Genomic DNA, 10918 nt, shown 5'->3' with positions numbered 1-10918 from the left:
GTTCGTTTACGTTGATAACAGGTTGATTTATTTTTAACAGTGGGTTTTTATTGTCATGTTAACCTTAGTACAAGCAAATAGTGCCGTGTTGCTGCATTTCACGATCAAACTTGAGGATGGTTCAATTGCTGATTCAACCTATAATCAGGATAAACCGGCACTTTTTCGCCTTGGCGATAAAAGCCTATCGCGAGCACTTGAAAAACAATTAATTGGTTTAAGTGTTGGTGAAAAAAAGACATTTATTTTAGGCGGAGAGGACGTTTTTGGTAAACCAAACCCAGATATGATCCAATACTTTATGCCAAAAGATTTTATTCAGGTCGGTATACCTGAAGTAGGTGCCATCATATTATTTACCACGATAAATGGCAGTGAAATGCCAGGGATCGTAACAGCAGTGACGGAAGAGTCTATCACTGTTGATTTTAATCACCCGTTAGCGGCTCAGAATATCATTTTTAACATTGAAGTGTTGGAAATTGACCCGAAATGGGAGGAATCAAATGCAAATATTGCTGGCTAACCCTAGGGGTTTCTGTGCAGGTGTTGATCGAGCAATTAGTATTGTTGATAGAGCACTGGCGCTTTATGGTGCGCCGATTTATGTTCGTCATGAAGTTGTCCATAACCGTTATGTGGTTGACAATTTATGGCAACGTGGTGCGATTTTTATTGAGCAAATCTCTGAAGTCCCTGATGGTGCTATTTTGATCTTTTCGGCTCATGGTGTCTCTCAAGCAATTCGACAGGAAGCTAAGCAACGTCATCTGACCATGTTATTTGATGCAACTTGTCCATTGGTGACTAAAGTGCACATGGAAGTTGCGCGTGCCAGTCGTAAAGGTAAAGAAGCGATTTTAATTGGTCATGTTGGGCATCCTGAAGTAGAAGGCACAATGGGGCAATATAATAATCCGGCTGGAGGTATGTATCTGGTTGAATCGCCGGCGGATGTCTGGAAATTACAAGTAAAAGATGAAAATAACCTCTGTTTTATGACCCAGACTACCTTATCTGTTGATGAGACTGCTAATGTTATTGACGCGCTAAATACTCGTTTTCCAAATATTATCGGGCCACGCAAAGATGATATCTGTTATGCGACAACCAATCGTCAGGAAGCAGCGCGTGAATTAGCTAATAAGGCTGATATTCTACTAGTTGTCGGCTCTAAAAATTCTTCTAATTCCAATCGTCTTGCTGAATTGGCTCAAAGAGCAGGCAAGCCGGGCTACCTGATTGACTCTGCTGATGATATTCAAGAACATTGGCTGGAAAATATGCAGATTATTGGTCTTACTGCTGGCGCATCTGCACCAGATATGCTTGTTCGTCAGGTTATTGAACGCTTAATGGTTTTAGGTGCCAGTGAAATGATCGAACTTGCGGGTCATGAAGAAAATATTGTTTTTGAAGTACCAAAAGAGCTACGTGTTGAAATCAAGCAAATATAATAATAGCGATTTGGGCATTTTATTAAATGAATTTTTTAGCGCAGCAATTTATCTATTAATTAAGCCAACTCTAATGGCTTTTTTTGTCACTGACGGTTGCTGTACGCGTTAAGCTAGGATGATTGTTAACCTTATCGAACTCAGGATACTTAATCTGCTTTTAATCAAGAGAGATAAACATGACTTATTCAGATATTCGTGTTGCCATCGTTGGTGCGGGTGGGCGCATGGGAAGTGAACTAATTAAAGCAGTTTCACAACAGAATGGCGTTGTTTTAGGAGCTGTTTTAGAAAGAAAAGGTTCAAGTATAGGTATAGTAGGTACTGATGCTGGTGAATTAGTAGGCATTGGCGGTTTAAATGTTATAATTAGTGATGATCTAATTAATGTTTTAGATAAATTTGATATTTTGATCGATTTTACCCGTCCCGAAGGTACGCAAAATTACCTGTCAGTTTGTAAAAAATATGCCAAAGCGATGATTATTGGCACTACAGGTTTTAATGAAACTGAACAGAAGTCGATTGAAGAAACGGCGAAAACGATCCCTATTGTATTAGCAGCCAATTTTAGTGTTGGCGTTAATTTGATGTTGAAGTTATTAGAAAAAGCCGCAAAAGTGATGGGCGAATATAGTGATATTGAAATTATTGAAGCTCATCACAGGTATAAAGTCGATGCTCCCTCAGGAACAGCCTTAGCAATGGGCGATGTTATTGCCAAGTCAATTGGCCGTGATTTAAAAGATTGTGCAGTGTATGGTCGCCAAGGTATTACTGGTGAAAGAAAAAATAACAGCATTGGCTTTGCAACGATTAGAGCTGGCGATATTGTTGGCGAGCATACGGCGATTTTTGCTGATATAGGTGAAAGAATAGAGATAACTCATAAAGCATCAAGTCGGATGACCTTTGCAAATGGGGCTGTGAAGGCCTGTTTGTGGTTAAAAGGGAAAAAAAATGGTTTATATAGCATGAAAGATGTATTAAATTTAGAAAATATTTAATTTTTTATATATCTATCTGTTTGATTAATAAAGGTTAATTTTAATATCATAATTTTTTTGGCGGTTATTAAGTTTTTTATTTAATAACTTTTATTTCTATTATTTAAAATAAAAATTTTATTGACTTAAGATGATTTTTTGCACATTTACTATAATGAAATTTATCTAAACCATACTTTTACAATTATCATGCTATGCAATCGATTATTTTGCTAAGATAATTTATCATTTTACTAGTTACATTGATTTTTCATTATAAATTAACTAAAAAAGTAATAAAAAATTATTTTTTACTAGACAATCACTCTTCTCATCATTAGAATGCGAGGAATTTGCCAAAAATTTGATTAAATTCCATTTTGGCACGAATTTATTGGCTTACACATAAATAAATATGCTCAATAAATGTTTTTTTATTCTCCTGGAGGGTATTTTGATTAAGCCAGCTATATTGGTTCTGGAAGACGGAACCCAGTTTCATGGTCATTCCATTGGGGCTGAAGGAATTGTTGTTGGAGAAGTAGTTTTTAATACATCAATAACTGGATATCAAGAAATCCTCACTGATCCTTCCTACTCCCGCCAAATTGTTACACTCACTTATCCCCATATTGGAAACACAGGAATTAACCCAGATGATGAAGAGTCAGCAATCATTCATGCTCAAGGGCTTGTTATACGTGATTTGCCGTTAATTTATAGTAACTTTCGTGGAAAAGAGAGTTTATCTGATTATTTAAAACGCCATAAAACAGTCGCCATTGCTGATATTGATACCCGTAAGCTTACGCGGCTATTAAGGGAAAAAGGCGCGCAAAATGGTTGCATTATTACTGGTGAAAATTTAGACATCAATTTAGCATTAGAAAAAATTAAATTATTTGGTGGAATAAAAGGGCTGGATTTAGCTAAAGAAGTTACTACTAAAGACATTTATACTTGGCAGCAACAGAGTTGGCATCTTGGTGCCGATGGATTATCGGCTACTAAGGCATGCGAGCAACTGCCTTATCATGTCGTTGCTTATGATTTTGGTGTTAAACGAAATATTTTACGTTTACTCGTTGATCGTGGCTGCTATTTGACGGTTGTGCCAGCAACAACAGAGGCTGATGAAGTATTAAAAATGGCACCTGATGGCATTTTTCTTTCTAATGGTCCTGGTGATCCAGCAGCCTGTGATTATGCAATTAAAGCAATTAAACAGTTTTTAACAACAGAAATACCTATTTTTGGTATTTGCTTAGGCCATCAATTACTGGTATTAGCCAGTGGGGTTGATACTGTTAAAATGAAATTTGGCCACCATGGTGGTAACCATCCAGTAAAAGATTTAGTTAATAATCGCGTTATGATCACTGCACAAAATCACGGTTTTGCAGTCGATGAAGCAACCTTATCTGACAAATTGCGCGTGACCCATAAATCACTGTTTGATGGAAGTTTACAAGGCATACATCATACCGAGAAGCCTGTATTTGGATTTCAAGGGCATCCCGAAGCAAGTCCGGGCCCTAAAGATGCAGAACCCCTATTTGATTATTTTATTGAATTGATTAAAAAATATCGTCAAACAAATTTAGATACTCAAGTTGATTGATCAGGAGCGAAAAATGGCTAAGCGGACAGATATCAAAAGCATCCTGATTTTAGGTGCAGGTCCAATTGTTATTGGCCAAGCTTGTGAATTTGATTATTCAGGTGCACAAGCGTGTAAAGCACTACGAGAAGAGGGTGAGGGTTATCGAGTTATTTTAGTTAATTCCAATCCTGCGACAATCATGACGGATCCGGATCTAGCTGATGCGACTTATATTGAGCCAATTCAGTGGGAAGTGGTACGCAAAATTATTGAAAAAGAACGTCCTGATGCGATTTTGCCTACGATGGGAGGGCAAACTGCTTTAAACTGTGCTTTAGAATTAGAGCGTAAAGGCGTATTAAAAGAATTTGCTGTTACCATGATTGGCGCAACGGCTGATGCAATTGATAAGGCAGAAGATCGTCAGCGATTTGATAAAGCAATGAAGAAAATCGGCCTTGAAACAGCACGTTCAGGAATTGCTCATTCCCTGGAAGAAGCGTTAGACGTAGTAGCACAAGTAGGTTTCCCATGTATTATTCGCCCTTCATTTACCATGGGCGGTTCGGGTGGTGGTATTGCATACAACCGTGAAGAGTTTGAAGATATTTGTCTGACAGGTTTAGATCTTTCACCGACCAACGAATTATTGATAGATGAATCGCTGATTGGTTGGAAAGAGTATGAAATGGAAGTAGTGCGTGACAAAAATGATAATTGCATCATTATCTGTTCTATTGAAAATGTCGATGCAATGGGGATCCATACGGGAGATTCTATCACTGTCGCACCCGCTCAAACATTAACTGATAAAGAATATCAAATCATGCGCAATGCATCGATGGCAGTGTTGCGAGAAATTGGTGTAGAAACTGGTGGTTCAAATGTTCAATTTGCCGTTAATCCTAAAACTGGCCGCTTAATTGTTATTGAAATGAATCCACGAGTATCACGTTCTTCGGCCTTGGCATCTAAAGCAACTGGTTTTCCTATTGCTAAGGTTGCAGCAAAACTTGCCGTAGGTTATACACTTGATGAATTAATGAATGATATTATCGGAGGACGGACACCTGCTTCTTTTGAACCTTCTATTGATTATGTCGTGACTAAGATCCCACGCTTTAACTTTGAAAAATTTCCGGGTAGTAATGATCGTCTGACAACACAGATGAAATCTGTTGGTGAAGTCATGGCTATTGGGCGAACTTTTCAAGAATCAATGCAAAAAGCATTGCGTGGATTAGAAGTTGCCGCAACGGGTTTTGATCCTAAAGTAGATTTGGATGAATTCGACTCGTTAACAAAAATTCGCCGTGAATTGAAAGATGCTGGTGCTGAACGTATCTGGTATATAGCCGATGCTTTCCGCGCAGGTATGTCTGTGGATGGTGTATTTAATATAACCAATATTGATCGTTGGTTCTTGGTACAAATTGAAGAGCTTGTTCGTTTAGAAGAGAAAGTTACTGAGTTTGGCATTAATGGCTTATCAGCAGAATTCTTGCGGCTATTGAAACGAAAAGGGTTTGCTGATATTCGTTTGGCTAAATTAGTCGGTGTTTCTGAAGCTGAAATCCGTAAATTACGCCAAAATTATAAACTGCATCCTGTTTTTAAGCGAGTTGATACTTGTGCAGCAGAGTTTGCTACAGATACCGCTTATCTCTATTCCACTTATGAAGATGAATGTGAAGCCAACCCTGACAATAGCAAATCTAAGATTATGGTACTCGGTGGTGGACCAAACCGTATTGGTCAAGGAATAGAGTTTGATTATTGCTGTGTTCATGCTGCGTTGGCGTTACGTGAAGATGGCTATCAGACAATTATGGTAAACTGTAATCCTGAAACGGTTTCTACTGATTATGATACATCTGATCGTCTTTATGTTGAACCAGTCACTTTAGAAGATGTATTAGAAATAGTCAGGGTCGAACAACCTGAAGGTGTAATTGTGCAGTATGGTGGCCAGACACCTTTAAAATTGGCGCTTGCCTTAGAAGAAGCGGGGGTTCCAATTATTGGCACTAGCCCGGATGCGATTGATCGCGCTGAAGATCGAGAACGTTTTCAACAAGCAGTGGCCCGTTTAGGACTTAAGCAACCAGAAAACTCCACGGTTACAACAATTGAACAGGCTATAGAAAAGGCTCACAGTATTGGTTATCCATTAGTTGTACGTCCTTCCTATGTTTTAGGCGGGCGAGCAATGGAAATTGTTTATGATGAAACTGATTTACGTCGGTACTTTCAGACCGCGGTAAGTGTTTCCAATGATGCACCAGTATTGCTCGATCATTTCCTGGATGATGCCATTGAGGTTGATGTAGATGCCATTTGTGATGGGGAAACCGTATTAATTGGTGGTATTATGGAGCATATTGAACAGGCGGGCGTTCATTCTGGTGATTCGGCCTGTTCCTTGCCACCTTATACCTTGAGTCAGAATATACAAAATGTCATGCGTGAACAGGTAAAAGAGCTGGCCTTTGAACTACGCGTTCGAGGATTAGTGAATGTTCAATTTGCGGTTAAAGATAATGACGTCTATTTAATCGAGGTGAATCCCCGTGCTGCTCGTACAGTGCCTTTTGTATCAAAAGCAACAGGAATACCACTGGCAAAAGTAGCCGCTCGTGTCATGGTCGGGCAATCCTTAACTAAACAGGGTGTAACGAAAGAAATTATTCCACCTTATTATTCGGTAAAAGAAGTCGTATTACCATTTAATAAATTCCCTGGTGTTGATCCTATTTTAGGGCCAGAAATGCGTTCCACCGGTGAAGTTATGGGTATTGGTCGCACTTTTGCCGAAGCATTTGCTAAAGCTATGTTTGGTTGTTCTTCTACTATGAAAAAATCTGGCCGCGCATTACTTTCAGTAAGAGAGAATGATAAAGCCAAGGTTGTTGATTTAGCGGCTAAATTAATTGCGCATGGTTTTGAGTTAGATGCAACTCATGGTACCGCAATTGTGCTGGGTGAGGGCGGAATTAACCCGCGTTTAGTTAATAAAGTGCATGAGGGACGGCCTCATATTAAGGATAGAATAAAAAATGGTGAATACAGTTATATTGTCAATACTACCGCGGGCCGTCGTGCAATAGAAGATTCGGAGCTGATTCGTCGCAGTGCATTACAATATAAAGTAAATTATGATACCACTATCAATGGCGGTTTTGCGACCGCGATCTCTCTCAATGCTGATCCTACAGAGCAGGTTATATCTGTCCAAGAGATGCATAAAATGATCCAGCATTAACTATTACTGACTATTTGAAATGGCCTGTTTAACCGGGCCATTTTCTTATTCTGGGCAAATAAAATCCATAATATTTAACTGCTTTTTTTATGTTTCCAATATACGACAAGTGAGCCGATAAATCCGCTAATGAGTAGCAGTATCGGTAAAAATATTAAAATATTCATAACGATATTCTCATGGCATTTTATAAAAGGAATTTGATTTATTGCGTAACCCAGAGAAACAATGATCCCAATCCATAATAGGCCGCTAAGCCAATTGAATAATTGAAAGCGCCGGTGGCTTAAAGTCGAAAGTCCTGCTAAAACTGGCAATAGTGTTCGCACAAAAGCTAAAAAACGACCGATTAAAAGCGCATACAAGCATTGGTTGTTAAATAATCGGTTTGCACGATCGTGATACTCTTGTGGGATCTGTTTTAACCATTGTTTTACTAAATGGGTATCACTAAGCCAGCGTCCTTGTAAAAAACCTAACCAGCAACCTAAGCTAGCAGCAATAGTTAAAATAATAATTGTGGGAAGAAAAGAAAGAACACCTTTTGCAATCAAAGCACCTGAAAGAATAAGCAACGTATCTCCTGGCAGAAATGCGGCAGGAAGAATACCGTTTTCTAATATAATAATGGTAAAAAGTACAGCATAAATAATCCATAAAATATCGGGATTATTTAGTTTAGCAAAATCATGATGCCAAATTGCCATCACGATCTCATTGAGAACTTGCATAGCTTACCCTGTTAGGAACAGCCAAATGAAAAATTGATATAGTTGCCAGTTTACCTTAAAAAACTGAATTATGTTGGATTTATTCAAACGTTAAGTATAAAAGCCAGTTAGATAAAAAATGTTTATTTGAGATAATGAAGTATTAAAAATGGCAAATATCTGTTGCGATTATCAGTTATTAGAACAAGTCAAATTGCAGCAAAACTTATTGATAGCAGTTAAATAAATAAAAAATTCATCAAATAGTAATGATAATTACTATCAAATGATTTAATGTCTGGTATGATCACTCAGTTTTTCATAATGTAAGCGTGGTAAATCAAAATTTACTACTAATAGACTAGCTGGCATAAGTTATGATCAGCTAAAAGGATCACATTAAATAACCGAAGAGTGATAGCCAACTGATGCGTAAATTGATAGCTTCTATTTTATTGGCAATGAGTTTGATAAATATAACATTCGCCGAGACAAATCCGGCAGGTCTGTCTGAGCCGTTTCAGCCTGTTAATACACCTAACCAGCAAAATATATCCACTACAAATCACATCCAAACGACTTCAGCTAATGAAGAGCAATCGAGCGAGAAACAGCTTTCTGCGGAAAAAAATTTAGTGAGTCTACAGTAGGAGCCTAATTTATTAACCGCACAAGGAGGATTTGATCAAGATCTTTCGATTTGGAGTATGTATCAGCATGCTGACATGGTTGTAAAGGTAGTAATGCTAGGATTAATTGTTGCTTCAATCATTACCTGGGCACTGTTTTTCTCAAAAGGCATCGAATTGATTGGAGCATACCGACAGCTACGAAAAGAACAGTAAAAACTATCTAAAGTAAAATCACTCGATGATGCGGTAGAAATTGCTGCAACATTTAAAAAAACTAGTGTTACTAGAAAATTATATGATGAAGTCGTGGCAGAAAAAACATTATCAGCTGGCATTCATGATTTAAATGGAACCCAAGATCGCGCCAGTTTTCGCCTTGAAAGAGTGGTTGCTTCAATTAGTCGTTACATGGGACGAGGTAATAATGGTTATTTAGCAACTATAGGGGCAATTTATCCCTTTATCGGTTTATTCGGTACGGTTTGGGGAATTATGAATAGCTTTATTGGTATAGCCCATTCTCAGACGACAAATTTAGCAGTTGTTGCGCCTGGTATAGCAGAAGCTTTGTTAGCTACAGCAATAGGGCTGGTAGCTGCGATACCGGTGGTGGTTATTTATAATTTATTCGCACGGATGATCAATACTTACCGTGGTCAACTGGGTGATGTAGCTGCTCAAGCGACGGTATTATTAGGTAGAGGTTTGGATTTAGCTGATAGTAAAAAAGAAAGGTAAGTGCTTATGGCGATCCGTTTAAACGATGATTTAAATGATAGTGGTGAAATGCATGAAATTAATGTTACACCATTTATTGATGTAATGTTGGTTTTACTGATTATCTTCATGGTTGCTGCACCTTTAGCGACAGTAGATATTAAAGTTGATTTACCGGCTTCTGCAGCTAAACCCCAACCTAGACCGGCAAAACCGTTATTTTTGACAGTGAAAGCGAATGGTCAAATGTATGTTGGAGAGCAAAATGTCTCTCAAGAACAATTGGCATCAGCATTGGATCTAATAACCGGTACAAATAAAGAAACCACTATTTTTTTTCAAGCAGATAAAACAGTAGATTGGCTTTGTTGAATAAATCAGAATTAGCCGCCAGGATGGCTCCCTCTGCTACAGCTGTTATCCGATCCTGACGCTGTGTGGCATACCCAACAACGTCATACGGTTCAGCGCTTTGACCATCGCCATTGCTTCACCTACCTGAGCCTCATAGTCATGCAGCCTCAGATGGCCACCCAGCAAAGTTTTTATGCGGAACATCGCTGTTTCTGCCACTGAACGCCGGTGATAACCCACTTTCTTTTTCCACATATCATTACTCCTGCTCAGACGCTGATTCGCCACCGCATGGTTACGTTCATGGTACTTGTCCGGCCAGTATTTCGCTCCGCTTCGCGGCGGGATAAGGGGCCTGATTTTCTTTCTTAGCAACGCATCGTGGCAGTAACAGGCGTCATAAGCACCGTCTGCTGACACTTCCCTGATTTTCCGGTGGGTTTGGTTAATCAGGCCCGGCAGTGCCTGCGCATCTGTCGTTCCGCTGAGCGATAAGTCGGCACAGATAATCTCATGATTCACACTGTCTGCTGCCAGATGAAGCTTGCGCCACACTCTTCGTCTGTCAGCCCCATGCTGCCTGACTTTCCATTCACCTTCGCCAAAGACCTTCAGACCGGTACTGTCGATGACCAGATGCGAGATTTCACCACGCGTTGGCGTTTTTATGCTGATGTTGACGCTCTTTGCTCGTCTGCTGACCAGCGAGTAGTCCGGACAGCACAGCGGCAAAGACATGAGTTTAAAAATCGAATAAACGAAGCCCTGTAATGCCCGGAGCGACAGGTTAAACACACGCTTCATCATCAGGACAGTGGTAACAGCCATATCGCTGTAGTAAAGCGGCCGGCCACGACCTTCAGGCGAAGAACTGTCAGTCCATCCAGCGATGGCCGACTCCATCAAGCCAGACCGTCAGGGAACCGCGTTGTCTGAGTGCCTTGTTGTACGCGGGCCAGTTGGTAATTTTAAACTTTTGCTTTGCCATGGGGACCTGATGTTGAAACGAATTTAGCGATCAGCTCCGCCAATCACCTAAAAGTTCGATTTATTCAACAAAGCCAGTTAGAAGTTCACCTTCATAATAGCAAAGGTGATTCTGTGCAAGAAGTTGCGCGTACGCTAGGTGGCGAAAAGCGATCGAAACAGCAGGATAAAAATAATCGAGATAATGTTGCGGAATAATCATTGAATTAT

At 39.5% G+C, this 10918-nt stretch carries 8 protein-coding genes and 3 pseudogenes; 9 read left to right on the top strand and 2 right to left on the bottom strand.

The window, feature by feature from the left end; translation table 11 throughout:
- Positions 1-55 precede the first annotated feature (55 nt).
- The 5 genes from fkpB to carB all read left to right on the top strand — a co-directional run bounded on the left by fkpB (position 56) and on the right by carB (position 7308).
- A complete protein-coding gene (gene fkpB / locus E3U36_RS11275) occupies positions 56-526 on the top strand; it encodes an FKBP-type peptidyl-prolyl cis-trans isomerase (protein WP_180816583.1) in 471 nt (156 codons plus the stop codon).
- The gene (ispH, locus tag E3U36_RS11270) at positions 507-1457 is read left to right on the top strand and encodes a 4-hydroxy-3-methylbut-2-enyl diphosphate reductase (protein ID WP_180816582.1); all 951 of its coding nucleotides are present in this window, start codon (positions 507-509) and stop codon (positions 1455-1457) included. The genes fkpB and ispH overlap by 20 nt, the downstream gene beginning before the upstream one ends.
- Positions 1458-1636: 179 nt before the next feature.
- On the top strand, positions 1637-2464 hold the full coding sequence (gene dapB, locus E3U36_RS11265) for a 4-hydroxy-tetrahydrodipicolinate reductase (protein ID WP_180816581.1): 828 nt from the start codon (positions 1637-1639) through the stop codon (positions 2462-2464).
- Between the two features lie 433 nt (positions 2465-2897).
- Positions 2898-4064 carry a glutamine-hydrolyzing carbamoyl-phosphate synthase small subunit gene (gene carA / locus E3U36_RS11260; protein WP_180816580.1) on the top strand — a complete coding sequence of 389 codons (1167 nt, stop codon included), beginning with the start codon at positions 2898-2900 and terminating at the stop codon, positions 4062-4064.
- A 13-nt stretch (positions 4065-4077) separates the two neighbouring features.
- Positions 4078-7308 (top strand): carbamoyl-phosphate synthase large subunit, encoded by a 3231-nt coding sequence (carB, locus tag E3U36_RS11255; protein ID WP_180816579.1) that lies wholly within the window; start codon positions 4078-4080, stop codon positions 7306-7308.
- A 74-nt stretch (positions 7309-7382) separates the two neighbouring features.
- Here carB and E3U36_RS11250 read toward each other — a convergent pair whose 3' ends face one another.
- A complete protein-coding gene (locus tag E3U36_RS11250; RefSeq protein ID WP_180816578.1) occupies positions 7383-8039 on the bottom strand; it encodes a DedA family protein in 657 nt (218 codons plus the stop codon).
- Positions 8040-8446: 407 nt separating this feature from the next.
- Between E3U36_RS11250 and E3U36_RS11245 the strand changes: the two genes are divergently transcribed.
- The 3 genes and pseudogenes from E3U36_RS11245 to exbD all read left to right on the top strand — a co-directional run.
- Positions 8447-8668, top strand: a complete 222-nt coding sequence (locus E3U36_RS11245; RefSeq protein WP_180816577.1) for a hypothetical protein — start codon at positions 8447-8449, stop codon at positions 8666-8668.
- Positions 8669-8725: 57 nt separating this feature from the next.
- Positions 8726-9388, top strand: a pseudogene (exbB, locus tag E3U36_RS11240) (tonB-system energizer ExbB).
- A 6-nt stretch (positions 9389-9394) separates the two neighbouring features.
- Positions 9395-9730: pseudogene (gene exbD / locus E3U36_RS11235) on the top strand (TonB system transport protein ExbD); the annotation flags it as partial.
- 54 nt (positions 9731-9784) lie between these two features.
- Here exbD and E3U36_RS11230 read toward each other — a convergent pair.
- Positions 9785-10709: pseudogene (locus E3U36_RS11230) on the bottom strand (IS5 family transposase).
- Here E3U36_RS11230 and E3U36_RS11225 point away from each other — a divergent pair.
- Positions 10703-10906: a hypothetical protein gene (locus tag E3U36_RS11225; protein WP_180816575.1), complete on the top strand. Its 204-nt coding sequence runs from the start codon at positions 10703-10705 to the stop codon at positions 10904-10906. The pseudogene E3U36_RS11230 and the gene E3U36_RS11225 sit on opposite strands and share 7 nt — an antisense overlap.
- Positions 10907-10918 lie beyond the last annotated feature (12 nt).

Source organism: Arsenophonus endosymbiont of Aphis craccivora (assembly GCF_013460135.1).
GTDB lineage: Bacteria > Pseudomonadota > Gammaproteobacteria > Enterobacterales > Enterobacteriaceae > Arsenophonus > Arsenophonus nilaparvatae.
Note: the sequence above shows the minus strand (reverse complement) of the source record. Positions and strands in the feature narration are given on the sequence as shown.

Coding starts and splice junctions, on each gene's coding strand:
- fkpB (WP_180816583.1), top strand. CDS start 56: ATGTTAACCTTAGTACAAGCAAATAGTGCCGTGTTGCTGCATTTCACG.
- ispH (WP_180816582.1), top strand. CDS start 507: ATGCAAATATTGCTGGCTAACCCTAGGGGTTTCTGTGCAGGTGTTGAT.
- dapB (WP_180816581.1), top strand. CDS start 1,637: ATGACTTATTCAGATATTCGTGTTGCCATCGTTGGTGCGGGTGGGCGC.
- carB (WP_180816579.1), top strand. CDS start 4,078: ATGGCTAAGCGGACAGATATCAAAAGCATCCTGATTTTAGGTGCAGGT.
- E3U36_RS11250 (WP_180816578.1), bottom strand. CDS start 8,039: ATGCAAGTTCTCAATGAGATCGTGATGGCAATTTGGCATCATGATTTT.
- E3U36_RS11245 (WP_180816577.1), top strand. CDS start 8,447: ATGCGTAAATTGATAGCTTCTATTTTATTGGCAATGAGTTTGATAAAT.